We start from the raw sequence: 26,182 nt of genomic DNA on the forward strand, positions 1-26,182 counted from the left end.
TTATACACAGTGCCTCTCTAGTTCGAATGCAAAATAGAAGTAGGGATTTAGATTGAATTACATTTATAAATTTCTAAAAAGGATATCCAATAGCTAGATTAAAAACCAGATTTTCATTTCGCCACGAACTGTTTCCAAAACTTACTTGATCCAATACCCAACGGTTGCCTTCCGGCAAATACGGTTTGCGGATAGGGAATGCGAGATCTGTTCTCAGTACCAGAAAAGAGAAGTCAAATCGCAATCCGGCACCCACGCCCACTGCAAACTCTTTTAAGAAATCTTTAGAGAATTTCGCTCCAGGTTTATCAGGATTGTCTTTTAGCAACCAGATGTTTCCGGCATCTACAAACAAGGCACCTTTTACAATATCATAAATTTTAGCTCGGTATTCTGTACTGAATTCTAGTTTTAAATCTCCGGATTGATCGGCAAGAAACGTATTGGTTGTTGTACTACCATCAAAACTTCCTGGTCCTATGGATCGTGCACGAAAAGCCCTGATACTATTAGTTCCGCCGTTAAAAAACTGTTTTATAAATGGCATTTCATTCGAATTTCCGTAGGCAAATCCAGCACCAGCAATAACTCTACTGGCTAATTGTCTTTCGCCACCCAATTTTAAGTAGTGCCTAAACTCATTTTCTACTTTTACAAATTGGCTAAAAGGCACACTAAAAACTTTTATAGTATCTCCTTTTTCCAAATTAGCTCCGGTCGCTAATCCGGCAATATTTCCTGCTAAGTCTAATCCTGCCTTATAATAGAAAGAGTTTATCCTTCTTTTTTCCATGGTGTTCGTATACGTATAGGAATAGGTAGGGCCAAAAATCAATTGCTTTTCGATTACTTTTCCAAGTGAGGGATTAGCATTTATTTGTTCTTGGTATAAAGGCGTCACATTTTGCGGACTGGCGTACGTAATTTCAGTAATATTGAACTGATGTTCTTTGCGTTCGTTTTCTTTCCATAAATAGCCAAATGATCCTTTGAATGTTTGTAGCGAATACAGTTTTGTTCTGTTCTGGAACTCATATCCTAATGTCGCTTTGGTCTTTGGAACAAATCCACCAGAGGACTCAAAATGAAATGGTGTTATAAGTCGGGGCCAAACTAAATTAGCTTCTGTACCAAAACGGTACACATTGAAACCGTTATTTACACCGGAGACTTGTACTTCCAGCCCACCAAAGGCAGAGATGGTAAGTAATTCAGCGCCTTTGAATACATTTCTATTGCTCCAGTTTACATTGAGTTCTGTACCCGTATAATTAGCCGAATTGGTTTTGGCCAATACTTCTACACGAATCGATTTTTTAGGTAGCGGGGTGAGGTAATAATACGCATCGAGATAATTGCCGATGGTGTCAGCCACTTTAAATTCATTTTTTACAAACTTAAATGTTCCTAAATTGACTAATCGGTTTAGGGATAGATTATGATGGGTACGGTTGTATAAATCATCTTTTTTGAAATATAAAGTACGATCAAAAATTCTAGGTTTAAACAAGTTTTCATTATCGATAATCGTCATGTCGTTGTGCTTTACGAACGAAGCCGAAGCGGCGACAAGGCTATTCGCATTTATGGAGTAGTTAGGATATACGATGATATCGTTTATTCGGTATTGCGTTTGTGACAGTGCAGGAGTTTCCTCTTTTACTTTTACAATTAAATCAACTTGATGGTCTGCAACGGTGCTGTCTACCTGAACTTTTAGGTAGTCAGGGTTGAAGTAATAGAATCCTTTTTCCTTAAGCCGTGCATCAATGCGCAAGCGTTCTTCTTTAATGGTGGTGAGGCTGTAGCCTTCCTCTTTTTTCAACAACGTTCTGTTTTTAGTGTCGCGTACGGCGGTAGAAAGAATAGTCGAATCCTGTGGAAATTTAATTTCTCTAATACGGTATTGTCTTTTCGGGATTACGGTATAGTTAGCTTCTGCTTTTTTACCGTGACGAGTGGAATCAGCCGCGGTTCTGGTATTGAAGTAGCCGTTGTTTTCTGAATGGTTTTGTAAAACTAATTTGTTGTATTCCAAATCTACTTTACTGTAATAGACTGGTGCTTCTCCGACTTTAGTTTTTAGCCAATACCGAAATCCTTTTTGCTTTTTTGGTGTACCAGCAATTTTATAAACAAATAATTTGGGTCTAAAGCCCAAAAAAGAAGAGTTTGGTTTTGGTCTGACAATCGCTTCAAATTCAGCTTTTAATGCTTTGCGTTCCTTCTTTGGCGTTGCATCGCCTTCCACTTTTACTGTGGCACCCGTATACAAGAGCTCGTCTTCGGGTAGATTTTTTGTACCACTACAAGCTCCCGCAAACAATAGTATAAAAAGAAGATAGAGTATGGAATTCTTATTCATCAGACTGCTGTTTGGAATGTTCTTTATTTGACTTTATTTTTCTTTTTTTCCGATTTGACTTTTTGAAATAACTCTTTAAATTCATTGTAATCTAAAGTAATGACAAAAGCGACTCCGGTTTCAACCACCTGACCTTGAAGTGCCACTTGGTATTTGTTGATGCGATACGCTTTTAATTTATATCTTCCGTCCTTAGAGAGTTGATATTCTATGGTAACGTCACCAGCTATAGTGTTAGTGTCTTGATTTTGTTGTTGCGGTCCTTCTAGTCCAAAACTACTTCCTACAGTCACCTTCAAGCGGTCATTCAGTAGTTTTTTAGAAATCCCAATATTTAAATCAGTTTTATTTTCCAGTTGACCCGTGGTATAATCCTGCGAGGAAGCTAAATCAAAATTGAGTTCGACGCCACTTATTAAATCTCCTGCCAAATTATTCAATTGTTGCGACAGAATTTTACTGGCACTTTCTCTGGCAAGAGACGAAACCGTGGTTCCTCCAGATTCACTAGCAAATGGATTTTCGCCAATAAAGCGATTCAGTAGGAGTAGAGCAAACACTTGTTTGTTCAACTCATCTGGCTGCTGACGTAATTGGGTCAGTTTAGCTTGGGTGGTGTTGATAATTTCTGTAGAAACACTATTGTTTCCTTCCGGTAAGATGATATCAAAAGAAATACTAGGCTTCATCAGTTCGCCTTTCATTTTCAATTCGGTTTCAAAAGGAATTTTTTGTTTATAGGTGTTTCTCACATAAGCCGATACATTGGCTAACTGGTCACCCACGAGATCAATTGGTGCGGCCTCGTTTTTATATATTGCCGTTATATTGATGTCAGCTGCCGTAGGTTCACCCGTCCATAGAATATAACTACCGCTTTTGATGTCAAATTTACGTTTGATCAAATTGAAATTCATTTCATAAGCTCCTTCTTTCAGTTCATACCTCCCGGTTAAAGTTGTTTTTCCCGATGCATCAATACCACCGGTTAATTGGGCCTCGCCTTTTAACTTTAAAAAATCACCATTGGCTTTATCAATAACAATTGATAATTCAGCGTCTTTATCCACTTCGATATTTACAGATGCATTGATACCTGTAATTTCTAGATTACTTAAGGCTTCATCTGCTCGTAGCTTCGTCTGAATCATCGGTGGATTATCTTGGTCGATAAATTCAACAATACCTTCTCTGTCTGCAATCGAAGGATCAGATTGTGGCATTACAATCGTGAATTTAGTGTCTTTGTTTACTTTGATATTTCCATCCACGACAGGGTTATTGAAAGTACCGCCAATCCTTAAATGATTGTCCAGATACATTTCGCCATAATATAAATCATTGTCTTTTTCCTGCGAATTAATGGCTTTAAAATTTACTGCATCCAGCGTTAAATCATAACCAATATTGCTGATGTTTTGAGTATTGATTTTTCCGTTGATGTCTAAATCATTGTCCTTTTCATCTTTTATGATAAAATGATTGAAAGTGATAGTATTACCGGTGAATACAATTTTATCATTTAGGGATTTAAAGGTAGAATTGAGCGGGGTTACTTTGAATCCAATGTCATTGAAAAGCAAATCACCAACAACTTTTGGCTGGTCTACATTACCTGAGATTTTAAAATTCCCGCTAAAAAAACCAGTACTTTCTTTTAGGTTATCCAATGTGAAACCCTGGATGCTTTTTAGATTTAATCTCGAAATATCCAAGTTCATATTTAAATTTCCGTCAGCTATTTTGTAGGTTCCATTTAAATCGACTAAATTGTCTTGTCCGGTAAGGGAAACGCTGGTGTTGTAGGTGTTAGCTACTTTGTTGTCAATATGAATGGTAACAGTGCCAACGGTGTCTTTCTTGAATGAAAAATTATCTACAATCAAATCAGAAGTAAAAACAGGGCTTTGATTCAAGTTCTTAACGATTGCATTACCATTGATGTTTCCACTTATTTCGATATCTCCTTTTACAGCAATATTGGTAATGGTCTCTATTTTAAAATCTTTGAAGTCAATTGCTAATGGGGAGTTTGCCTGTTCAGACTGCGATTGCAACCTTATACTACTTTGCGCTTTTCTTAATTCAAAGTTATTAGCATAGATTCCTTTTTCTCCAAAACGTACTACGTTATTCGAATCCATTTTCCAAGACTCATAATTGAGTAGTAGATTTTTCGGGTCAAGCCAAAGTTCGTTATTTCCCGCCGATGCTTTTAGTGTTCCTGAGATTAGGTATCTTTCAATGTCTTTTAAATCTTTTAATTGCACGGTATAGTTGGCGGTATTGTCTTGTACTTTTCCAGTTATGGAAGTGTAAGGCAATTGGAATTGGCTGTTTTGAATGTCATCTACCACAAGATTGTACACTAAAGCATTGTCTTTTGTGTCTATTTTTAAAACTCCATTTGTTATTGTATTGCCGCCATAGACTAATTTAGGAATTGCCGCATTCAAGATTATAGAATCATTTACCGTATTGTATCTTCCGGTTATGGAAATAGGCTCAAGACTCTTTAGTTCGGGGATGAACTTCACAAAAATAGGACTGTCTGAAATTCCAACTTTAAATTTTAGTTGTTGCTTTTCGTTACTACTTGCTTTTCGAGACTGACTCGGATTGTAATAATTTGCTATTGAATTTGATAGCGCATCTGCTATAGTTGACAATTTGTATTTTCCTTCTACTTCGGCATTTAAAAATTGGGATTTAAACAACAGCTCGTTTTTGTCTGCTGCGGAAGTCACAATCATAGTAATGGAATCCATCACAAACTGCTCTTTTTCATCGGCAATAGTTAAATTAACGATATTAAATTTACCGTTAAGATAATCGAGGTCAACAGACTGAATATCTGCGTCTAATACACCTCGTATCTTCATAGGTCCGGCATGTAGATTAAGTTTCTCCAGGTCGGCAACATCCACATTTAATTTTATTTTTCCGGTAGGGTATTTATCTTTAAAGCTACCGCTGCTCACTAAGTCAAACCTTAAATTAGGATCGTTACTATCAGCAATGGCTTGAAACAGACCGTTGTTAATCGTTCCCTTGAGATCGAGATTAGTATAGTTGTATTTATTATAATTGATTTTTCCTATGGTTCCTTTTATAGAAGCATCAGCTGTTTTTGGATCTAATCCAGTTCCTTTTACAGTTGCATTTAAACTTAATTTTCCAATCGAATTATTCTTAATCAGCTTTCCTAAATCAAAATTTTCGAGTTCTGTTTTGACATCGTATTTTTCTTTGTTTTTTATTCTTTGATCAAATAAGGCGTTGATTTTGGCTGGACCATAACTACTTTCCAATACCAAATCAGTAACAAAGTTATTGAGTGTTCCTTTAAAAGTTCCAATGGCATTAAATGCTGCTGGTAAACTAATTGAATTCGGAATAGTTTCTTTTGGCAGGAAGGCATTAAAATCGGTTGCGGTAGATGCAAATTCTTTTATGTCTAAATCAAAATAAGCTTTTTGAGTATCCGGTAATCCAGTTATGGTTCCGCTACCTACAATTTTTGTATTACCGATGCCGCTAATTTCTAAACTCGGAATTTCAATTGCTCCTAACTTACCAAACACCTTGCTGTTTACCTGAAGTATTGCATTTGGATTGTCCTTAAAAGGTACCGTATTGGCTAAACTAGGAACGAAAAGCAAAATATCTTTAAAGCCTAGACTGCTTTTTTTCAAAGTGGCATTAATGCTTAATTCTTCTAAATTATCACTAATAGCAGCAATAGATGGATAACCAATAAGGATTTCGTCTTTTACTAAAGTCTGAGGTGTTTTTAAATATAAATTTTTAAGAAAAGAGTTCGTTTTTCCATAGAAAAAATCCGCGTTAAAAGACTGAACGTCAAGACCACTTTGTTCTTTTGCTTTAAAAGCGCTTATTTTCCCAGAGGTGCTAACAGAACTGTAGTGGATGTCTTGGGCATCTATGCTGAGTGACTGTAATTTTAAATGGTTGTAATCAAATCCTTTTGGTATCGCAACAATATTGTTATTGTCATAGTTGAAATCAACCCTTTTGATATTGGATTCTCTGACTTTAAAATCCCAATCCCTGCTCGCCGTGGCGGTCGATTCTTTTTTTATCGGTGTTTTTTCTGATTTACCAAAGGCAACTTTTCCATTTGCGTCTGATAAATTGAGGACATCAATAAGGAAAAAATGGTTGTAAAAATCGGTTTTGTCAAATTTAACTAGTCCCTTTTTTAATGAAATAGTAGCGTTTAATTTATTGGTATCGTCCTGATAATCGACCGTAATTTTAGAAAGATCAATTTCGCCTAATAGTAGTTTATAGGTGCTTTGAGGAGTATTGTCCTCCTGCGTTGTAGTTAACGCGATACCCTGTTTATATTTAAGATTTAAACCTTTAATCTTGATTTTTGGCACTTCAAAGTCCATTGCCTCCAGGTCAAAAGTTTTGATGCGAGTTTCTAAATGCTGTAGTTCGATGTACAGATCATTTTTTGAAAAGGCATCTGTATATTTTAGGTTGATTGTATCCAGATTAATTTTTTCCAGAGAAAAAGTCATCGGAGTTGTGTTAGGATCTTGCTTATCTGGGGATGAGAACGCGTTTATGATGTAATCAAAGTTAAATACAGAGGTAGAATCCCTATTTATATTTGCCGTTATTCCCTGAAAATCGATTGAGTTGATTTCAATTTTATTATTGATCAATTGAAACATGCTAATGTCCACGGCGAGGGTATGAGCACTCAATAGTGTGTCCTTTTTTTGACCTTCAAAATAGACACCCTGTAGTATTACTTTTTTGGGAAAGCCAATGTCTATTTTAGCTATAGTAACCTTAGTTTTGATTTTATTTTGAATGTAAACTACTGCTTTATCCTTTGCGAAATTTTGCACGTATGGGATTTGGATAAGCACTAGCAGCAACAGGAATAATACGATGATTGTTCCTACTGTCCACTGGAAAATTTTTAAACCTTTTTTTAAATATTCTTTCAAATGGTACTATTTTTTATCAAAAAACTCAATATCTGCTATAATTCAAAATTGAACTAACTACAAAGATGAAAATTTATATCCGCACTCTTTTATAAAAAAGTAAGTTTATATTATAAAATTATTGGATTTGAATCATAGCAAATGGATTTTTCCTTTTGTAGGTTTTTTTCGATAGTTCAAAACGATTGAAAAGGATGACCGTAAGCATCTGTTTTCCTATGTTTTATAGACAGGAACTTCATTGAATTCCTGAGCTTGTTTTTCTTTTAATAAAAAATCTTTTACGGCCATTAGCATCGCTTTGTTAGCGGTAAATAGTTCTCTGTTAAAATTGATGACCGTGGTAATGTCAATTTTTTCTAAAGGTGCATTTTGTGCTTCGGTATAGAAATTGTTGAGTGCTGAAGTATAATTGCTCTCTATGATATTAAAAATATCTTGTAGGTTTTCAAAACTGGCGGGTATTTCTTGAGTGATCAGGGCATTAAACTGGCGGTACAACGCTTCTGTTTCTTGTTTGTGGTGGATGAAAAAATTGTACTTGATGTCTTTTGATGAATGTCGGAGATTAGTAATATTAGTGCCAATATCCTTGACACTTTTTACCGAGTGTAAAGAACTGCGCGCCGCAGAGATTAATTGGTTAACATTTGAATATTCCTCCGGTTGCAATTTGGGCCTTAATTCGATATAAAACACCTGTAGTTCACCTTGTAACTGCTTCAGAAAATCATATTTTTCTTCTATCGTTTTAATAAAAAACTTATTCTTTTCGTTAATACTTTTATAGTCTGAATCTTTACTGATGTAGTATTTGTCAATTTTAAAAAGTTCTAAATTGAACAGCATAGAATTGTGTATGAAATAGTTGGTTTCCCTTTTAAATAGGTCTAAGGCGGTCATAGGTTCTGCTGTTGAAGCATGCCCGATAAAAGCAGTTACAGATCCATCAGAGTCTTTGAAGAAACGTTCTAAAAAATGAGTAAATTTATCTAATAAGGGTGAGAAGATGATAATGGAACCTAGATTAATTATACTAGAGAAAATAACCAAACCGATGAGAGGGTCTTTGATATTAAAAATATCAGTAATTAGTAATAGAATAGGGGATAATAGTAGGTAAGCAAAAAGCGTGACAAAGACATTGAAAAGGAAATTTCCTAAGACGATTCGCTTTTTTGAAGCGCTACCATTAATAGCACCAAGCATTATTTTAATGGTGGTTCCCGTTTGCGAACCTAATATTATGGCAGCAGCAATTGGCAGACTGATAGCGCCAACATGAAGTGCACTGAGTGTAAGTGCCATTGTTACCGAACTGGATTGAACCAATACGGTGATGATAAAACCAATGAGTAAAAAAACGGCCAATGACATCGAAGCATATTGCGAAAAATCAAAAACTTTTACCTGAGCTTCCATGGATGTTTTCATAAAGGAAAGCCCAATAAATAACAAACCAAATCCGAAGAGAAAATAGGAAATATATCTATAGGTTTTTTGGCTTCCAAACAAGATAAGAAGAACACCTCCAGCACAAACTGCGGGATAGGAAACTACTTCTATATCCATTTTAAATCCAAGTGTAGCGACTACCCAGCTGTCAAGTGTCGTTCCTAGATTTGCTCCGAGAATAATAGCCATCGCATTTCTCATGGTAAATACACCAGCACCCACAAAAGCCAACACCATAAAAGAAACCATAGAACTGCTCTGAAGAACTCCCGTCACGATTGCTCCACCCGTTACTGCACCAATTTTGTTCTTGGTAATGCGTTGTAAAAAGAGCTTGAAGCTCCTTCCAGAAAGATTTTTTAAGGACTCCTCCAGTAAATACATGGCAAATAGAAATAGGCCAATACCTGCACTGAGTTTAAGTATGTGATAGAATGTATCCATAGTAGAAAATGTACTTAAAGGTAAGTGAAAATTCTTCGATATGAAAACAAGAAAGCAATATGTAAGTATAACTACTGCAAGAGGTAGGTGATTTTATAATGCGGTACCTTGGGGTAAAGACATATTTTCTTAACCTACAACATTTATAAAGTCAAATAGTCTTACTCAACTAACAATGTTATTGTGAAATCACCATGCTTTTTAAGGACCAGAGAATTGCTAGGACATCTTTTTTAGATTCTTCATCGATGTTATTATTTTCTAAAACTTGTAATACATCATCAATGACATGGGTAAATTCTCCTCGGCTTATATTCATTCCAGTATGTGCAGTAACCATATCTTTTCCGGAATAGGTTTCCGGGCCTCCACTTCCTGCACTAAAAAATTCAATAGTGTGTTTTGTGATTGATGCTAAATGTTCTGGTTGTTCTTTTAGAGGAAGAAACCGTGCATTTATGGCAGGATTATTCATATGCGCTTGTACAACCTCATTTACAATTTGAGTAATTCCTGCGGAGCTTCCTAAACGATCATAAAGTAACTTATCCATGATATTTGATTTATAAGATTAAACAAATAAAAAGCATTAGTCTATAAATGAAAAACTAATACAGCGGTAGGAAGTAGAAAAACAGATTGGAGGTAATTTTTTATAGATAACTAATTTACGACTTTTTTTTGAATGAAGCGTGATGGTGTTGGCTTTTTATAATTTTAAATTTATATATAAAGTACTGGTGTGTAATTTTTTACAATTTTGCTTTTGAAGTAATTAACAAGAATTAATGTTATAAATTTTTTAAAAGGAATCATTTTTTAAGTAACTTTATCCCTACGTTGAATTAGAATAATTGTTTAATACTTTAAATCATTTAATTATGTCAGGAGAAAGTTTTTTAGTGTGGTTGCTATTGGGTGTAGTGGCTGGATGGTTAGCGGGTCAGCTTATTAGAGGTGGTGGTTTTGGTATAATTGGTAACATAATTATAGGTATTATAGGTAGTTTTTTAGGGGGCTGGCTTGGTGGAAAACTTGGAATCTCTGGCGCTGTAGTGGGAGGCTTTAGTTTAGCAAGTATTGTAACTGCAGTATTGGGAGCAGTAGTCTTGCTATTTGTGGTCAGTTTAATAAGAAAAGTATAGACGAACAAGAATGAATTTAAAATCCCAAAAGTCAATAGTTTATCTATTGACTTTTTTGTTTTATTGATTCCAATACATCACAATGATAAATAAGATTATTGCAAAAATTCCAACTAGGGAACTAATGAAAAAATTATCAGCCAATTTTTCAAGTCGGATTTCTTTTTCCAAATTTTGCGTTCGTATCGAAAAAAAAGACAAAAGTGACGAAATGGTTAATGCTAAGGCAACGATAGAGGTGAACTCATCGATAAGGCTGTCTTTTGAGGAATCAGTCATGTGTAGTGAGGTGATTACAAACAGACAAAAACCGAGTAGGTTAGCCGATGTGCTTAATATATGCTGGGAGGTTTTGTTAGCCAAAATTATATTGGTTTAAAGAAGTGATTACTATGATTTGAGTGTAATGAATTTAGTCTTAAACTCAACAAAGTAAAGCTTAGGTTATTTCAGCTGGGTACTTCACTTTTTTTGTGAAATATTTGGGTATTGATTACAATCGATTATAAAAGTATAAAAAAACTACAACCATTGATGATTGTAGTTCTTTATTTTAAACTTGGTGAAAATCACAAAGCAACATGCCAAAACAAGTTACCGGATTTCGTAATTTATTTTAATGCTCTTGCATCTCACTTTTACGTTTTTTTAACTGTACTTCTAGATCTCTAACAGTTTCCGCAACTGCAGCTTCAAAGCTATCTTCGTTAGATGAGGCAAATATTCGCGGACCAGGGCAGCTCAACATCACTTCGCATATCTTGCCTTTCCCATACGTGACTTTTTCTTCTTTAAATTTAACATCAGCTCGAATAATCCAATCATAGTGTCTACCTAATTGTTCTAATTTTTCGGACACTAAAGCATCTGCTGTATTTTTTGTTTCTGCTTGTACAAATTGAGTGTTTATTTCCATGGTTATTATTTTTTAAGGTTAGCATTATTGAAATTGAATTTTTAAAATAAAAAAGCACTGCTATAAAAGGCATTGTAATTGCGCAAAATGTGCAATACTAAATTCGAGAAGTACTCAAATTTACACATTAAATTTATAAAAGTAAAATTTTGAGTGTTAAACAAATTAAAAAAATAAACAGTATTAATTAACCTTAAAATAATTGTACTTGAGGTCTAAAAAGTAATAATTGGTCACTGAATAATTTTATGACATCTACATATCAAGATCTAGTTCTTTTATTTGTTTTTCGAAAGTAAGTGCATATTGATAGCCATAATCAAAAATCTCATCGGATTTTTTTAGGTTGAAAAGGCTAAATTGGCTCATGTTTGGTGGTTCGATGTATAGAGTACAATTGTCTATTTTACTTTGAACAGAACCTTTCATGGCCAAATGAAAACAGCGGTCAACGATGTTATTCATATGTACTTGATCCAATTCTTTCTTAACTGAATTAACATAACTACCTATGATAATGTCACATTGACCAGTTAAAGGTTCAGTGGGAAAATTATTAAGTACTCCACCATCTACAAATACACTGTCGTTGTAACTTACAGGTTGGAAAATTAAAGGAATACAAGAAGATGCCATCAACGCTTGGGATAAGTTTCCTGAAGAGAAGTAAACGAGTTCTCCTTTCAATATATCAGTAGCAGTAACATACAAGGGTATGTTTAGGTCCTCAAAAGAATTATTTGGGAAGCATTCCTGATAGATGTCATTAAACCCTTTCATGGCAAAGAACCCTTGACGCTTTATTAGGATATTAGAAAAATTAAAGATTTGTCCCTTTTTTAATATCGCTACTATCTCAGGGATAGAATAGCCGGCAGCATAAAATGCACCTGCAATTGCACCTGCGCTAGTTCCTGAAATATGAGTGGGTGTAATTCCAAATTCTTCTAACGCTTTTAGAATACCTAAATGGGCAATACCTCTGGCGCCGCCTCCTGATAATGCAATACCAATTTTACGTTTCATTTACCAATCTTAAAATTTGTAATAATTTGTTTTATTGCTCTAATCAGTATTGGAGATGAGTGATTAAGGTCATTTTTATACTATTGAACTAATATAAATAAAAAAGACTAATTATCAGTGCAAAACATTGATAATTAGTCTTTTTGTTGTTGTTTTTCACCGTTTAACTGCATTCTTAAATTAAGAATGCAATTTGCAGGCTTTGGAATGTCAATAATTTAAAGTGCAATAAAGTCTTCTGTTTTAGGAATACTATTCATGGCTTCCATTGCTATTTCAGGAGTTGGATTGGCTATTTTTCGAAGCTTTGTGTCCATCCAAGCACCGTCAACAGTGATTGTTGCACACAATTTATCTTCTTCATTCTTAAACTCGTGCACAATAGACCAACGGGAAGCATCGGGTCTCATTTTAGAAATTTTAGTATGCATAAATATGGTGTCCGAAAGTCCGATTTCTTTTCTGAAAACGCATTCTTCTCTAAAGAGTATTGGACCAAAATGATTGGTTTGTAAAACTTTCATGGTCAAGCCAAGACTTTCCAGAATCTCGATACGATGCTGCGCACCAAAATCGTAATACGCGCTGTGACGTACATGAAAATTAGGATCTAAATCTGACCAACGAAAGGATAATTGTTTACTAAAAGATGTCATTGTAATTTTAAATTAAAAGTTTAACTCGTTTTTTATTAGTTGAGGTGCTTTCGCCGTGATGTAATGCAAGTGTAGATTTTTAACCGTTTTTAGTAGAAAATAGTTATAGAAAGTCACTTTATAGCCATTAAAGGTTTTCATTACCTATAAAGCTACGACTTGATCACACGAATGTTCCGTAAGCGTAAATATAGGAAAAAACAGGAGTTTTTATAAAATAGTATAGTTGTTTTTAAACAGTATTACTTAATTTTTAAATAAGAGGAAATTGTCCTTGTAGGAGGAAGATAATTTTGAAAAATAGTACAATTTATATACTATTTTGGCACTGCTGGTACTATCATAAAAAAAGCGAGTACGGAAAAGATATTAAAACTATATTTGCGGCCTTGGTATTTTAGCCAAGATTGACCCCGTTTTTTATGATGACGAAAGAGGAAATAATGCCTAAGACCGCAATAACTTCAGATGAAATTGATAGATGCATCGCCATATTGGCACAATTAAATTCGAATACCGACGAGATATTCGATATTGAGAAAGACCAAAGGACGGCCTTAATCAAAGCGGCAGGAATGTTTTCGAGACCAGATCGAGACGAACTTTCCCGACGTAAAAAAGACGGGAGGTTAGTCGCTAAACGCAAAAAAGAAAAGCAAGACAAAACCGCCCGTAAAGAAACTGGAATTCGTCATGCTCGCGAAGCAAGTATATTCGTTGCGCCAAAACTTTTAGCTTTTAATGATCTCGCTAACAAAGAACAGTTAGAACTAGAAACGCCAAGAAATTGTTATGTTTGTAAAACTCCATTTACTAAAATGCACCACTTTTATGATACCATGTGTTCGGACTGTGGAGATTTTAATTATGCTAAACGTTTTCAAACTGCGGATGTAAAGGGGCAAATAGCAATTATAACGGGTTCTAGATTAAAAATAGGGTATCACATCACCTTAATGCTTTTGCGTGGTGGAGCAACCGTTATCGCAACAACCCGTTTCCCGGTAGATTCGGCATTGCGTTTTTCTAAAGAGCCAGATTTCATGGATTGGGGACACAACTTGAAAATTCATGGATTAGATTTACGACATATTCCTAGTGTAGAGATTTTTTGCAATTTTATAGAGCAAAAATACGAGCGTCTTGATATTCTTATTAATAATGCAGCACAAACCGTGAGACGACCTGCGGGATTCTATACCCATTTAATGGCAAACGAAGAACGTCTAATAAGTGAATTACCAAAACAAGCACAGCATTTATTACTGGATCACACTGATTGTTTGCAGGAATTAAAAGTATTGACTTCAGGAGCTTCTTCTAATCAAAATATGCCGGTTACTTGGCATGGGCCGGAACCAGGAATAGGTTTACGGGCTTCCGCCAAATTATCTCAGATTCCGTATAGTTTTGACAATACATTAGTAGCAAATGAAGTGTTTCCAGAAGGAGAGTTAGATGCTGATTTACAGCAAGTAGATTTAAGAAAAACGAATAGCTGGCGACTGAAGTTAGGACAGATTGAAACCACTGAAATGATAGAGGTGCAATTGGTAAATTCAGTAGCGCCATTTGTTTTGTGCAACCGTCTTTCGGAAATAATGAAGAAAGACAATACCGGACAAAAACACATCATAAATGTTTCGGCAATGGAAGGAAAGTTTCATCGCTTTTTTAAAGAAGCTCGCCATCCCCATACTAATATGGCCAAAGCGGCTTTGAATATGCTTACGCACACCGCCGCAGGAGAATTGGCAAAAGACGGAATTTTCATGAATGCAGTTGATACTGGTTGGGTAACCGACGAGGATCCTGCAGAATTAGCAAAGAAGAAACAAGAGCTAGAAGATTTTCAACCACCTCTCGATATTGTTGATGGTGCAGCACGTGTAATGGATCCTTTGTTTGATGGTATTAATACAGGAAAGCATTGGTGTGGAAAATTCTTGAAAGATTACAACCCTATTCCATGGTAACATACATTGCTTTCTCTTTTTTAGCGAAATGCTCTATGTCTCAAATACAGAAAATAGTTTTTATAATAAGGGAAGTTTAGCCGGCTACTTCATCCGGATTGATTTGAACTATCCTACTTACTATCGCATAAAAAAGTGTTTTTTTATGCGATTTTTTTTGCCGTAAACGAAACCTAAGATTATGAGGATGAATTATTTGGAATCCTTCAATTAGGAATATAAAAAGAGAGGAGAATGGAGGAGCTAAACTTAATTACCTTTTTAATTCAATAACGTGATATATACGGAGCATTCTGCAAGATCACAACGGCTATTTAATTTGAAATACAGTAACGTTTGTAAGGGTTTTATATAAAAAAAAGCTGAATTGTGATATTTTTAATTTTTTAAATAAAAACATCATTTCCTTAGGGTTTCTTTAACAAAAAAGGATAGCTTTGTTCTCTAGATTATAAAAAAAAAACAAAAAAAACTATTTATGAAATTTAACCATTTTTTATTAGGCATATTATTTATGATAATAGGCCCCGCAGTTATGAATGCCCAAACAATCAAAGGGGTTGTGATGGATGAGAATGGGCAAGCCTTGCCTTATGCTAATGTTGTCGATAAAGTAACTTCTGCTGGAGTTACCACAGACGGGAACGGTAATTTTGAAATTAAGGTAAAAGGTTTTCCGGTTACTTTAATCGCTAAATATGTGGGATTTCAAAATAAAAATATCGAGGTAACAAGTGCTAGTGAAGCTATTGTTTTCAAATTAGATCCTAGTAATAGCCTTGATGAGGTGGTAGTAACTGGAAACAGAGCTAAAACACGTACGGTTTTAAGTTCTGCTGTTCCTATTGATAAGTTGTACGCTGAAGATCTTAAATCAAGCGGGCAAGTTACATTTGACAAGATGCTAGCCTATAAAATCCCTTCATTTAATTCAAGTACTCAAGCTATTTCTGATGCAACAGCGCATTTTGACCCAGCAGATTTACGTGGATTAGGGCCAAGCCGTACCTTAGTTTTGGTAAACGGAAAAAGAAAAAATCAAAGTGCATTAGTGTACATAAACGATACTCCAGGTAAAGGAGAGGTAGGAACAGATATGAAAAGTATTCCGTTCTCTGCTATCGAAAGAGTGGAAGTACTGCGTGATGGAGCTTCATCTCAATACGGTTCAGATGCTATTGCAGGAGTTGTGAATATTATCCTTAAAAAACAAACTAACTTTACGGAAGTAAGTCTTACTTCGGGAGTAACTTCAGAAGGAGACGGTTTCAATTTTGGAGCTGATTTAAATTCAGGATTTAAAATTGCTGATAAAGGTTTTGTGAATTTTAATCTTTCTTATTTAAATCAAAATAAAACGAACAGAGCAGCAAAACCAGGTAAAGATGATTTGTTTGGTGTAGCTGCAAACGACCCACAATGGGGAGACTGGTTGAGTAGAAATCCTGATTTAGGGATGACTATTGGCCAACCTGATTCTAAAATGGGAGCTTTAGTAGTGAATGCTGAATATCCACTTTCTGATAATACAACATTGTATGCGTTTGGAGATGTAAATATTAGAAAAGGAACTAGTTTTGCTTTGTACAGAGCACCTTACTGGGTTTCAGACCCAAATAATTTATTACACGATGCAGGGACTACTTATAATGGATTCCAGCCTACATTTAATACAGATGTGTTCGATAATTTAGGATCTATTGGGATAAAATCTACTGTGTTTGGTTTTAATGCAGATTTCAGTTTAACAGCTGGTTCTAATAAGGTAGATTACACAGTGGGTAATACATTGAATGTATCTTTGGGAGCTAATAGTCCTACTGAATTTAATGTTGGTGGTTATACTTTCAGTCAGTTAGTAGGTAATGCTGATTTTAGCAGAACTTTTGATAAAGTAACTTTTGGTTTTGGAACAGAATTAAGAAAAGAACAGTTTGAAGCTAGAGCGGGTCAGGAAGAATCTTATGTAGGAGGTGGTGCACAGTCATTCCCTGGGTTACAACCTGCTAATGCATTAAAAAAAGATCGTAACAACTTTGGTGTTTACACTACTTTAGATTATGATGTATCAGAGGCTTTCTTAATAGGAGGATCTATAAGATATGAGAACTATTCAGATTTTGGAGATAATGTTTCTTGGAAAGTAAACTCTCGTTACAAGCTTAATAATGATGTTGCTATACGTGCTTCATATAGTACAGGATTTAGAGCTCCAGCATTGCACCAAATTTACTTGAGTAATATTCAAACTCTTGTTTCTGGAGGTACAATTTCTAACCAAGGAACTTTTAACAATGTTGATCCAGCGGTTATCGGATTGGGAGTTCCTCAATTACATGCTGAGAAATCACAAAATATTTCGACAGGAATTACTTTTAGATCAGGTCCTAATTTTTCTGCTTCGCTTGACTTCTACCATATAAAGGTAAAAGACCGTGTGTTGTTTTCTGGAGAGGTTGGCTTTGACGGAGATGATACAACAACAAACCCGGTTGAACAGGTTTTAATTGCTAATGATATTACTAGTATGAAGTTTTTTATCAATGCAGTTAATACAATAACTAAAGGTGTTGATGTTGTTTTGAATTACAAAAACTTAGAAATAGGAACTGGTAAACTTGGACTTAGTTTAGCATCTAATATTGCTAATACTAAAATTGACGGACAAATTGCTACACCAGCTATTTTGGAAGCTAACGGATATGATATTTTTAACCGTAAGGAGCAAGGTAGAATTCTAAGTGCAAGACCTAATACAAAAGTATTGTTAGGAGCTAACTATGATTTGAAAAAAACAACTTTTATGTTTAACAACACTTACTTTGGTGAAGTTACTTGGCAACATGCTGATGATATTTCTAAAGATCAAACTTTCGCAGGAAAGGTTATTACAGATTTAGGAGTTGCTTATAAATTTACAAGTACTATATCTGCTAATGTGATGGTAAATAATTTATTCAATGTGTATCCAGATAAATTGGATCCAAAAGGAGATGTTGTTACTGATTTAGGAGGTCGTTTTAAATATGCATGGGAAGTAAACCAATTTGGATTTAGCGGAACTACATTTACAGCGGGATTAAACTTTAAGTTTTAAAAGTTGATTACTAAAGACAATAAAAAAACGGGATTTATTCCCGTTTTTTTTATGCCTTTATTTTTCTTTTATTATCACACAGTTAAGAATGTGTGTCATGGTATGAATGACTCGGTGTATAAAAAGAGAAAATTAACTTGGGATTTTTTCGATTACAATGGCATCTCCTGCTGTATCAAAATAAGTGCAGGTCATTTCGATGATATCCACACGCCATTTAGCAATTCCAGATTGGGCTGCCTGTTGGCAAAAAGTAAAATAGTCAGTTTGTCCGTCTTGATGCATTACCAAAAACTCTATAAAACGTTCTTTATTCGCAGTTGAAGCAATCTTAATTACGTCATATTTTTTATCAGTACTTATACTGAGTAGTCATCGCTGCCATAATAGGCAACGCGACCGTCGTTGACAATGGTATCATATCCTTTTACACCCAAATTGATTAAGTCTTGGATATAATTTGAAAAATCAGCACCCGATTGGACTTTATCATGTGCTTGTTTAATTTGTTCTAGGGTAAACATATTTTATAATTTTATTTTTTGAGAGTTCAAATATAGTTTAATATACTTTTAATTGGGAATTTGTTATCGATTGTTCTAAAGCCAGGATATAGTTTAAATAATGTAATCGTTTATTTAATTCTTCAAAAGAATGTTGAGGTACTTGGAGACTGTTTTAAATTATAGTTTCTCCATTTAAATCTGTTGTAAGAACCGTACTCATGTAGTCAAAAAAGGGACGAACAGATTGAAATAACTCATTTACCCTGTAAACAAACTGGGGATCAATTACCTCTTTATCTGTAAAATTATGTCGCAAGATAAATTGTTTATGCCGAATTAAATCGATGGCTTCATGGTCTTTAGAAAAACCTCTTGGCGACGTGAGAACTTTATTCCCTGCTAATTCCACAAAATTATCCTTTATCGATTTTGAGTTTAAAATTTTGCGCCACACTGCTGAATTAAGTTCTATGTCTTTTCTTATTCTTTTCAGATCATCTGAATTAGGGGAGAAAAAACCACAAGCTAGAAAATTATTACCAGGTTGTATATGCAAATAGTAGCCACCTCTTTTTGAAGTTGTTGCTCTTTGTAAACCTAACGCAAATCGAGGTTTATAAGGTGCTTTGTCTTTACTGAAGCGGACGTCATTATAAATACGATATAGGCTTTTCTTTCCGGATGTGTTTTCAATAGCATCATGCGCGTTCATTAACGTTATTAGTTGGTCTGCAAACGCAATAATGTTGCTTTGTGCTGCTGTGTATTGTGTTTTATTTTCGGCAAACCAATCTCTATTGTTGTTCTTTTCTAGGTTTTTTATAAATGTAATGCTGCTTGATGCTATAGTGTTTTTTTCCATTTGTTTAATGTTTTGGGTTATTATAGTTTGATTTGAAAAGGTAAATCCCAAAATTAGGCAACTTTTTTATTGTGTAGAAATGGATAAAGTTAAACTTTTCTTGTTGTTTTTGAACGTAATGTTTAGTGCTTATTTTTACCAAGAATTTGAATATCAAATTAAAAGATATATAAACAATTTTGTTTACATTTGTAGTATGAAAACGATTGACATTATAAAAGGAATTCATCCCGGGAAAATGGTCGAGCGGGAATTGAAGAAAAGGAACATTAATAAAAGACAATTTGCGCTTTCTATTGATGAATATCCTCAAACTCTTGGTGCGATTATAAAAGGCAGTAGGAGAATGAATATCGAATTGTCACTTAAAATAGAGGAGAAGCTAGAATTTGATGAAGGATTCTTGATGACGCTTCAAGTTTTTTATGATATAAAGGAAGCCAAGAAAGACAGTAGTTATAAACCAGATCTTTCTAAATTAAGGAAGGTAACTTTTTGGGATACTACTTTTGATAGAATCGATTGGAAACAAAATAAAATAGCAGTTGTCAAACGTGTTTTTTCTAGAGGTACTGAAATAGAGCAGGAAGAAATTATTCGTTTTTATGGAAAAGAAGTAGTTGATCGTATTAAATTATTAAAACACGAATTGTAATATAAATTGAAAAATCTACATTGGAAGACCGTTTCGCCTTTACTCAAAGACATTCTTGTTGATTTGATGCATGAGCCTTTGCTTTCTCCTTTTAGATTAGTTGGAGGAACTTCTTTGAGTTTACAAATCGGTCACAGAATGTCGGTTGATATTGATTTGTTTACCGCTGCAGACTATGGTTCAATTGATTTTAAGAAATTAGGAGCTTTCTTGAAAATAAATATCCTATTTGTATTTCGAGAAACCTTGATAACGTAGCGTTTGGGACTTATTTTGAGGTAGGGTTTTCTGCAGCTGTTTTAATTAAAGTAGATATGTATTATACAGATGAATTTATTTTTGAGAGCGTTGATAAAGAGGGTATTCGAATGGCTTCTGAAAACGAAATTATCGCTATGAAACTAGATGTTGTTTTGAGAGGAGGGAGAAAAAAAGATTTTTGGGATTTACATTACTACCTTGATAAAGTGACTATTGATGAAATGATTTTGTTTTATGAACAGCGCTATCCTTATAATGATTGCTCTACTATTAAATCTCAGTTTGTAAATTTTGATTCGGCTGATGATGATTTTGATCCAATATGTTTATTAGATAAATCTTGGGAACTTATTAAATTGGATTTTTTTGAAAGAGTTAATAATAATTCATAACTCTGTTAAAGCAAATTGAATCCACAAATCCCTTAGCCCTGATCGCAGCGGCATCTCCCGATTTAGAAAAACAAGGCTTTTTTCGAGCCGTAGTTTTTATTTGTCGGGAATACAGTGAAGAGCGGGAATAGCTTCAAAATACTAATATTAAAACTGCCAACCAATTTTTATTGTTTTATCAATGACAGTCAGCCTAAAATGTCATCTTGGCAGAGTATTTTCCGCCATTTTAACAAAAACTGACAATTTAATAGCCCCTGTTGTATTGGCATAATGATTGACTTATGCACCATGAGTTATTAAAATAAGTATACATTATAATTAAATATAAATAAAAATGGGTAAAATAATCGGAATTGATTTAGGTACGACAAACTCTTGTGTTTCTGTAATGGAAGGTAATGAAGCAGTTGTTATTCCTAACGCAGAAGGAAAAAGAACAACACCATCTATCATCGCTTTTGTTGAAGGTGGAGAGATTAAAGTGGGAGATCCTGCAAAAAGACAAGCGGTAACAAATCCTACTAAAACAATTGCTTCTATTAAACGTTTTATGGGTCATTCTTTTAGCGAAGTTTCGGCTGAGACAAAAAGAGTTTCTTACAAAGTAGTAAAAGGGGACAACAATACACCACGTGTGGATATTGATGGTCGTTTATATACTGCACAAGAATTGTCAGCAATGACTCTTCAAAAAATGAAAAAAACTGCTGAAGACTATTTAGGTCAAACAGTTACTGAGGCAGTTATTACTGTTCCTGCTTACTTTAATGATGCACAACGTCAAGCTACGAAAGAAGCTGGAGAGATTGCTGGTCTTAAAGTTATGCGTATAATCAATGAGCCAACTGCTGCGGCACTTGCTTACGGATTAGACAAAAAAGGAACTGATCAAAAAATTGCTGTTTACGATTTAGGTGGAGGTACATTTGATATCTCTGTTCTTGAATTAGGAGACGGAGTTTTTGAAGTATTGTCTACAAATGGTGATACTCACCTTGGTGGAGATGATTTTGACCACGAAATTATTGACTGGTTAGCTGACGAATTTAAAACGGAAGAAGGAATTGACTTGCGTTTAGACCCAATGTCATTACAACGTTTGAAAGAAGCTGCTGAAAAAGCAAAAATTGAATTGTCTTCTTCTACTGAAACTGAAATCAACTTACCTTACGTAACTGCTACAGCTTCAGGACCAAAACACTTAGTGAAAAAATTATCTAGAGCTAAATTTGAGCAATTAACTGATTCATTAGTAAAACGTTCTATGGCACCAGTTGCTAAAGCGTTGAAAGATGCAGGTTTATCTGTTTCTGATATTGACGAAGTTATCCTTGTAGGAGGTTCTACTCGTATGCCAAGAATTGCTGACGAAGTGGAGAAATTCTTTGGTAAAAAAGCGTCTAAAGGAGTTAACCCTGATGAAGTTGTTGCAATTGGAGCAGCTATTCAAGGTGGAGTTCTTTCTGGAGATGTAAAAGATGTATTGTTACTTGACGTTACACCTTTATCTTTAGGTATCGAAACTATGGGTGGTGTTATGACAACTCTTATTGAGTCTAATACTACTATTCCAACTAAAAAATCACAAGTATTCTCTACAGCTGCAGATTCTCAACCAACAGTTGAAATCCACGTATTGCAAGGAGCTAGAGCAATGGCTGCTGATAACAAAACTATTGGTCGTTTCCATTTAGATGGTTTACCACCAGCACCAAGAGGGGTTCCACAAATTGAAGTAACTTTTGATATTGATGCTAATGGTATCATCAAAGTTTCTGCAACTGATAAAGGAACTGGAAAATCTCATGATATTCGTATCGAAGCTTCTTCTGGATTAACATCTGAAGAAATCGAAAAAATGAAACAAGACGCTGAAGCTAACGCTGAGTCTGACAAAGTTGCAAGATCTAGAGCTGAAAAATTGAACGAAGCAGATGGAATGATCTTCCAAACTGAAACTCAATTGAAAGAACTAGGAGCTAAGTTATCTGATGAAAACAAAGTTGCTGTAGAATATGCATTAACTGAATTGAGAATGGCTCACCAATCTCAAGACATTCCTGCAATTCAAACTGCACTTGATAACATCAATGCTGCTTGGAAAACTGCTACTGAAGCAATGTACGCTCAAGGAGAACAAGGTCAAGCTGATGCACAGCCACAAGCTGAAGCACAAGGAGACGATGTTCAAGATGTAGATTACGAAGAAGTAAAATAATAATTTCCTGTAGAGATACATTACGATGTATCTCTACTATATTATAAAAGAAACCGAGCTAGAAATAGCTCGGTTTTTTTTATGCGCTTTTTGTATTTTTTTTATGCATCACTTTCAGAATTACTAATACGTGTGGAAATGTGATAGCTGCAAGAAAAGAGAAAAACAGAGCATTAAATATTTCTTTATCTCTAAATAGGAAATAGAGAAGTCCGATTCCTAATAATGAAGCCAGCCAATACGCAAAGGCGTTCCTGCAATAGGCTATAAAGTTGCTAAAAGTAAATGAGCCATAAATAAATTTTATTTGATCTAAAATAGAAGGAATACTATGCCAAATAATAAAGTAGATTGCAAATCCCCATATTAAACTGGAAGTTTTGAATATGACCGCAAAAACCACAAGAAAAAATAATTCTGCCTGTAATTTTTTTCGAAAGGATTCAAAATTCCAATAAAAATAAGCACTTATACTTAGAAAGATCAATCCGCTAGTCAAGAGGATTTCATTTATATATAACGTAGGGACTTTAAATCGTATAATCTCAGTTATGATCACTTCAACTTCATTAGAATGAAAGTAAAATAACAAATACAATATAATGATTCCGTAAATAAAAGGATAAACAATCAAGAGAAATTTTGAGACTTTAAAATCAAAATACAAGCCTTGCTGATCGCCAAAGTGAAAGGCACTAACAAAAATAAAAAGAACCAAGGCTAGCATAGGTATTAAATAGAATAGCAGTACCCCAAATAGGACCACAAGAACATAATAGGTTAATATTTTTTTAAATGAAATTCTGTTGTGAGAATCGTTTGTACTCTGAATTAGAAGTAAATCATTAGCACCATGTAAAATTCCAAAGCTAAAGATGAGGGAAAAAGCAATGATTATTTGGGTTGTTTCTGTAAAAAAAGAATTGAGCCACAAACAGAAAAAGCTTGCCACGATTGCGTAATTGGTATATTTAAGCATGGTTTTTTTTATTTTGTTTAAAATTACGTAAAAATATTTAAACAAAATTAATTTAATTCGTTCAACTTTTACTACATTTACTTAAACAAATAACCTTAACCTTTAATTTTAAATTATGACAAATTTTATGTTTATTGCAGGTTCGATTTCAAAGTTATCACCTACCGATTATGTAGGGTTCACTTTCTTTGTTGGTTGCATGGCTATGATGGCCGCATCAGCATTTTTCTTTTTATCACTGAGTCAATTTGACAAAAAGTGGCGCACTTCAGTTCTGGTTTCGGGTTTAATTACTTTTATTGCAGCTGTACATTATTTCTACATGAGAGATTATTGGGCCGCATTTGGTGAGTCGCCCACTTTTTTCCGTTATGTTGACTGGGTTTTAACCGTTCCATTAATGTGTGTTGAGTTCTATTTAATATTAAAAATAGCAGGAGCAAAGCAGTCACTTTTATGGAAAATGATTATCTATTCTTTAGTTATGTTAGTTACAGGTTACTTTGGTGAGGTCGTAGATCCATCTAATGCGGCAATTTGGGGAGCAGTTTCGGGAATTGCTTATTTTGCAATTGTTTATGAAATATGGTTAGGAGAGGCTTCTAAACTAGCGGCAGCTGCGGGTGGCAATGTTCTTGCGGCGCATAAAATATTATGTTGGTTCGTTCTTGTCGGATGGTCAATTTATCCATTAGGATATATGATGGGTACAACAGGATGGTACAACGGATTAATTCCCTCAGGTAATATTGATGTTGTTTATAACATTGCTGATGCCATCAATAAAATTGGGTTTGGCTTAGTAATTTATAGTTTAGCTATTAATTCACAAAAAGATTAATTTTATTTTTAATTTAAAAACCGAGCTAGAAATAGCTCGGTTTTTTTTGTTTTATAGTAAAACATGATTTATCTCATAAAACAAAAGTCGCTGTGTTAGTACCTTTGTTTACTATCATGATGAATTAATAGTAATCTTAGTTAATACTTATTTCAAAAACGTTAAGGGACTATTCATTGAAGAAACTTTTTTGTAATATTACTGTAGATATTATATTGTATGAGAAAAATTAAATTTAAGAAAGGTCGAAAAGCACAACCAAATCAGCTGGAATACACTGGAAGGCATAAGAAGATGGAATCGGAGATGCAATTGTTTGTGTATGACACTGCGGGCTTTCTTGAATATGAGGATGTTGATATTATCGACTTAAAGAGTTGTATCAATGATCAAAAAACAAACTGGCTCAATTTGCATGGCTTAAATGAGCTTGAAATAATTGAAGCAATAGGAGCTTTTTTCAAGATTGATAATTTTATGCTTTCTGATATTTTAAATACTACTAGGAGAACAAAGTTGGAAGAATCGCCAGACACTTTGTTTTTTAATATAAAATCCATGTTACCTACTGAGAATTCTGATAACATCAGTGTGGAGCAGATTAGTTTTTTAATAAAAAATAATGTGCTAATTTCTTTCCAAGAAAAGCGAAGTGATTTTTTCTCTCATATAAGGGAAAGAATTAGAAATCAATCGGGGAGTGTACGCACCAAAAAAGCTGATTTTTTACTTTATTTGCTATTAGATGCTGTTATGGAGAATTTCTATGTCACTATCGAAAATGAAGAAGACAAGGTTGAAGAATTAATAAATCTTTCTAAGGCGAGTGCAGACCCACAAATTCTGATACGAATTGAAAAGCACCGTGATAACTTTAATTTTTTGAAACGAGCGATAATTCCACTTCGAGACTCTTTGTATGCAATTAAAAGTTTGAAAGAAGATGAAGATTTCAGTGTTATAGAATCGGAAATCTTTGGTTATTTTTCTCGTTTACACCAAAAAAGCTTGGAACTTTTAGAACAAATTGATTCAGATATGGGGATGTTAGAAAGTGCTTCTAATTTCTTTTTTTCATCGCAGTCTCATAAGATGAATGAGATCATGAAAACCTTAACTATTGTTTCGGCCATATTCATACCCTTAACATTTATTGCAGGTGTTTATGGAATGAATTTTCAACATATGCCGGAGCTTCAGTATCAAAATGGCTATTATACGGTCATTGGAGTTATGGTTATAATCGGAATTATTATGGTATTTTATTTTAGAAAGAGAAAGTGGTTTTAGAAATAGTAATCAGAAAAAATAAGTAGTTTGTAAAACACAAAAATCCTTTTAAAAGAATATAAAAGCAATGGATTTACGTTTTAAAAAAATCGTAAAGGCGATTAAAT

At 34.3% G+C, this 26,182-nt stretch carries 21 protein-coding genes; 9 read left to right on the forward strand and 12 right to left on the reverse strand.

Annotated elements, in window-relative coordinates; all coding sequences use genetic code 11:
• Nucleotides 1–73: 73 nt before the first annotated feature.
• From tamL to BLV35_RS10990, 4 genes are all read right to left on the reverse strand, one after another.
• Entirely contained in the window at nucleotides 74–2,365 is a 2,292-nt protein-coding gene (tamL, locus tag BLV35_RS10975) for a translocation and assembly module lipoprotein TamL (protein WP_091089610.1), read from the reverse strand.
• Nucleotides 2,366–2,388: 23 nt separating this feature from the next.
• Complete coding sequence (locus tag BLV35_RS10980; RefSeq protein WP_091089614.1) at nucleotides 2,389–7,353, reverse strand: translocation/assembly module TamB domain-containing protein; 4,965 nt, start codon at nucleotides 7,351–7,353, stop codon at nucleotides 2,389–2,391.
• Between the two features lie 216 nt (nucleotides 7,354–7,569).
• Nucleotides 7,570–9,252: a Na/Pi cotransporter family protein gene (locus BLV35_RS10985; protein ID WP_091089620.1), complete on the reverse strand. Its 1,683-nt coding sequence runs from the start codon at nucleotides 9,250–9,252 to the stop codon at nucleotides 7,570–7,572.
• A gap of 178 nt (nucleotides 9,253–9,430) precedes the next feature.
• On the reverse strand, nucleotides 9,431–9,805 hold the full coding sequence (locus BLV35_RS10990; RefSeq protein ID WP_091089623.1) for a group I truncated hemoglobin: 375 nt from the start codon (nucleotides 9,803–9,805) through the stop codon (nucleotides 9,431–9,433).
• A gap of 328 nt (nucleotides 9,806–10,133) precedes the next feature.
• Here BLV35_RS10990 and BLV35_RS10995 point away from each other — a divergent pair, with 328 nt between their 5' ends.
• Complete coding sequence (locus BLV35_RS10995; protein WP_091089626.1) at nucleotides 10,134–10,397, forward strand: GlsB/YeaQ/YmgE family stress response membrane protein; 264 nt, start codon at nucleotides 10,134–10,136, stop codon at nucleotides 10,395–10,397.
• Between the two features lie 60 nt (nucleotides 10,398–10,457).
• Here the strand turns inward: BLV35_RS10995 and BLV35_RS11000 are convergent, their stop codons facing one another.
• The 4 genes from BLV35_RS11000 to BLV35_RS11015 all read right to left on the reverse strand — a co-directional run bounded on the left by BLV35_RS11000 (nucleotide 10,458) and on the right by BLV35_RS11015 (nucleotide 12,995).
• The gene (locus BLV35_RS11000) at nucleotides 10,458–10,760 is read right to left on the reverse strand and encodes a hypothetical protein (RefSeq protein WP_091089629.1); all 303 of its coding nucleotides are present in this window, start codon (nucleotides 10,758–10,760) and stop codon (nucleotides 10,458–10,460) included.
• A gap of 253 nt (nucleotides 10,761–11,013) precedes the next feature.
• Nucleotides 11,014–11,313 carry a ribosome hibernation-promoting factor, HPF/YfiA family gene (gene hpf, locus BLV35_RS11005; RefSeq protein ID WP_091089632.1) on the reverse strand — a complete coding sequence of 100 codons (300 nt, stop codon included), beginning with the start codon at nucleotides 11,311–11,313 and terminating at the stop codon, nucleotides 11,014–11,016.
• A gap of 255 nt (nucleotides 11,314–11,568) precedes the next feature.
• Nucleotides 11,569–12,339 (reverse strand): patatin-like phospholipase family protein, encoded by a 771-nt coding sequence (locus tag BLV35_RS11010; RefSeq protein WP_091089637.1) that lies wholly within the window; start codon nucleotides 12,337–12,339, stop codon nucleotides 11,569–11,571.
• Between the two features lie 218 nt (nucleotides 12,340–12,557).
• The gene (locus BLV35_RS11015; protein WP_091089641.1) at nucleotides 12,558–12,995 is read right to left on the reverse strand and encodes an acyl-CoA thioesterase; all 438 of its coding nucleotides are present in this window, start codon (nucleotides 12,993–12,995) and stop codon (nucleotides 12,558–12,560) included.
• 425 nt (nucleotides 12,996–13,420) lie between these two features.
• Between BLV35_RS11015 and BLV35_RS11020 the strand changes: the two genes are divergently transcribed.
• Entirely contained in the window at nucleotides 13,421–14,971 is a 1,551-nt protein-coding gene (locus BLV35_RS11020; protein ID WP_091089644.1) for an SDR family oxidoreductase, read from the forward strand.
• A 478-nt stretch (nucleotides 14,972–15,449) separates the two neighbouring features.
• Nucleotides 15,450–18,068, forward strand: a complete 2,619-nt coding sequence (locus BLV35_RS11025; protein ID WP_091089647.1) for a TonB-dependent receptor — start codon at nucleotides 15,450–15,452, stop codon at nucleotides 18,066–18,068.
• Nucleotides 18,069–18,200: 132 nt separating this feature from the next.
• Here the strand turns inward: BLV35_RS11025 and BLV35_RS19645 are convergent, their stop codons facing one another.
• The 3 genes from BLV35_RS19645 to BLV35_RS11035 form a co-directional block, all read right to left on the reverse strand.
• The gene (locus BLV35_RS19645) at nucleotides 18,201–18,431 is read right to left on the reverse strand and encodes a DUF1398 family protein (protein ID WP_317040174.1); all 231 of its coding nucleotides are present in this window, start codon (nucleotides 18,429–18,431) and stop codon (nucleotides 18,201–18,203) included.
• A complete protein-coding gene (locus BLV35_RS19650; RefSeq protein ID WP_262488527.1) occupies nucleotides 18,428–18,592 on the reverse strand; it encodes a DUF1398 domain-containing protein in 165 nt (54 codons plus the stop codon). The genes BLV35_RS19645 and BLV35_RS19650 overlap by 4 nt, the downstream gene beginning before the upstream one ends.
• A gap of 154 nt (nucleotides 18,593–18,746) precedes the next feature.
• Nucleotides 18,747–19,436, reverse strand: a complete 690-nt coding sequence (locus BLV35_RS11035; protein WP_091089650.1) for a DUF2461 domain-containing protein — start codon at nucleotides 19,434–19,436, stop codon at nucleotides 18,747–18,749.
• 196 nt (nucleotides 19,437–19,632) lie between these two features.
• Between BLV35_RS11035 and BLV35_RS11040 the strand changes: the two genes are divergently transcribed.
• From BLV35_RS11040 to dnaK, 4 genes are all read left to right on the forward strand, one after another.
• On the forward strand, nucleotides 19,633–20,091 hold the full coding sequence (locus BLV35_RS11040; RefSeq protein ID WP_091090073.1) for a helix-turn-helix transcriptional regulator: 459 nt from the start codon (nucleotides 19,633–19,635) through the stop codon (nucleotides 20,089–20,091).
• Nucleotides 20,092–20,097: 6 nt separating this feature from the next.
• Entirely contained in the window at nucleotides 20,098–20,349 is a 252-nt protein-coding gene (locus BLV35_RS19495) for a nucleotidyl transferase AbiEii/AbiGii toxin family protein (RefSeq protein ID WP_245712049.1), read from the forward strand.
• Nucleotides 20,350–20,405: 56 nt separating this feature from the next.
• Nucleotides 20,406–20,744, forward strand: a complete 339-nt coding sequence (locus BLV35_RS19500; protein WP_245712050.1) for a nucleotidyl transferase AbiEii/AbiGii toxin family protein — start codon at nucleotides 20,406–20,408, stop codon at nucleotides 20,742–20,744.
• A 337-nt stretch (nucleotides 20,745–21,081) separates the two neighbouring features.
• Nucleotides 21,082–22,965, forward strand: a complete 1,884-nt coding sequence (gene dnaK / locus BLV35_RS11050) for a molecular chaperone DnaK (protein WP_091089652.1) — start codon at nucleotides 21,082–21,084, stop codon at nucleotides 22,963–22,965.
• 79 nt (nucleotides 22,966–23,044) lie between these two features.
• On the opposite strand, the gene BLV35_RS11055 is transcribed toward dnaK, so the two are convergent.
• Nucleotides 23,045–23,944, reverse strand: a complete 900-nt coding sequence (locus tag BLV35_RS11055; RefSeq protein WP_091089655.1) for a Brp/Blh family beta-carotene 15,15'-dioxygenase — start codon at nucleotides 23,942–23,944, stop codon at nucleotides 23,045–23,047.
• A 115-nt stretch (nucleotides 23,945–24,059) separates the two neighbouring features.
• On the opposite strand from BLV35_RS11055, the gene BLV35_RS11060 reads away from it, so the two are divergent.
• Nucleotides 24,060–24,785: a bacteriorhodopsin-like gene (locus tag BLV35_RS11060; RefSeq protein ID WP_091089659.1), complete on the forward strand. Its 726-nt coding sequence runs from the start codon at nucleotides 24,060–24,062 to the stop codon at nucleotides 24,783–24,785.
• A 219-nt stretch (nucleotides 24,786–25,004) separates the two neighbouring features.
• On the forward strand, nucleotides 25,005–26,075 hold the full coding sequence (corA, locus tag BLV35_RS11065) for a magnesium/cobalt transporter CorA (RefSeq protein WP_091089662.1): 1,071 nt from the start codon (nucleotides 25,005–25,007) through the stop codon (nucleotides 26,073–26,075).
• Nucleotides 26,076–26,182 lie beyond the last annotated feature (107 nt).

It is taken from the genome of Flavobacterium gillisiae, assembly GCF_900107635.1.
In the GTDB taxonomy this organism is placed as follows: Bacteria; Bacteroidota; Bacteroidia; order Flavobacteriales; family Flavobacteriaceae; genus Flavobacterium; species Flavobacterium gillisiae.